The organism is Streptomyces alkaliphilus, from assembly GCF_014141535.1.
Lineage (GTDB): Bacteria > Actinomycetota > Actinomycetes > Streptomycetales > Streptomycetaceae > Streptomyces > Streptomyces alkaliphilus.
Genome location: NZ_VKHT01001172.1, coordinates 1 through 1385, shown reverse-complemented (window position 1 = coordinate 1385; position 1385 = coordinate 1). Strand labels below are relative to the sequence as shown.

Annotated in this window: 2 protein-coding genes and 1 riboswitch; both genes read right to left on the bottom strand. The window is 76.5% G+C overall.

Going from position 1 to position 1385, the window contains the following annotated elements; genetic code table 11:
• Positions 1 to 228: 228 nt before the first annotated feature.
• Positions 229 to 391: riboswitch (cobalamin riboswitch) on the bottom strand.
• A gap of 56 nt (positions 392 to 447) precedes the next feature.
• A complete protein-coding gene (locus FNQ90_RS27765) occupies positions 448 to 645 on the bottom strand; it encodes a DUF6126 family protein (protein WP_228471540.1) in 198 nt (65 codons plus the stop codon).
• On the bottom strand, positions 642 to 1295 hold the full coding sequence (locus tag FNQ90_RS23205; RefSeq protein WP_182608137.1) for a helix-turn-helix domain-containing protein: 654 nt from the start codon (positions 1293 to 1295) through the stop codon (positions 642 to 644). The genes FNQ90_RS27765 and FNQ90_RS23205 overlap by 4 nt, the downstream gene beginning before the upstream one ends.
• Positions 1296 to 1385 lie beyond the last annotated feature (90 nt).

Genomic DNA, 1385 nt, shown 5'->3' with positions numbered 1-1385 from the left:
GGGGAGATCGGCCCGCCGGGGGCCGGGGGAAACGGCCCCCCGGGCGCGCGCCGCCGGACGGGGAGGCGCGGGTGGGGCACCGGCACGGCGGAAGTCACCGGCTCGATGAAGGGGATGGTCGGCGGTCACCGCGACACGGCGCGGCACGGCATCAACGGGCCCGACGGGCATGGCTGAGGCACCCTCCTCCGGGGAAATCCGCCCCGGCGTCGTCGAGGAGGCGACCGCGTGAGTCTCCTGGCTCCCGGGTCGAGGCTCGCCCCGGCCTTCCCATCCGTCACCGAATGGTGGCCCGTGCGGGGTTCGCTCGCCGGTCACAGTGGCGGGACCGCGCCGGATTCACACCGGCTTCCTCGTTCCGCCGTCGCCTTGTCGTCGGACATCATGGCACCCCGCGGGGCGGAACGCCACGGTGCCCGGGGAGGCCCGGCTCACCGCCGGCCCGGCTCACCGCCGGGCGGCGACCTCGAAGAGGAGGAAGAGGAAGGCCGCGAAGGCGTGGACCAGCACCACGTAGACCAGCAGGCGGAACCACAGGCCGCCGGGCGCCTTCTCCTCCACCCGCACCCGGGGGGCGGGCGCGGGACCGGGACCGGTGGGCTCCGCCCGCCGGTCCGGGGGCGTCGGCTGCGTGTCCGGTGTCATGGCGCGGATCTCCCCGGGGGTCGGTGCCGCGCGGGCCCGTCGCCGAGGCACAGCCCGGCGTCGGCGCTCTGCAGCAGGGTGTGCACGAACAGCAGCTCCGCCCCCTCGCGGTCGGCGGCGCCGAGGCGGTGCGGGGTGAGCGAGTCGAAGTGGGCGCCGTCACCGGGCTCCAGCAGGTGTTCGGTGCCCCCGATGACCAGGCGCAACCGGCCGCGCAGCACGTGCAGCCACTCCTCGCCCGGGTGGACGCGGGCCGGGTCCTCGCGCGGTTCGCCGTACGGCACGCGCACCCTCAACGCCTGCATCCCGCGCCCCGGCGCCCCGGCCCTGCGGTAGGTCCAGCCCCCCACCTCGCGTTCCGGGGCGTCGGCGCCCCGAACCACCGGGCCGGGCGCGCCGGTGGTCTCGCCGAGCAGATCGGATACCGTCGTGGAGTGGGCCCGGGCGAGGGCGAGCAGCACCGGCAGCGAGGGGCGGCGATGGCCGGTCTCCAGCCGGGAGAGGTGCGCGGGCGAGAGGCCCGCGCGGGCGGCGGCGGCCTCCAGGGTCAGCCCGGAGCGGCGGCGCAGTTCGCGCAGCCGGGGCGCGACGGCGGACAACCGCTCGTCTTCGTCCCCACCGGCGTCGGTCGCCGGTCCCTCCTCGCGCATACCCTCGATTGAGCCGGAAATTTTCCCCGGAGGCAAACGTTTTGCCCCTGAGGCAATCGGTGTCGGTCCCCGGATCCCCGGCCGCTCCCC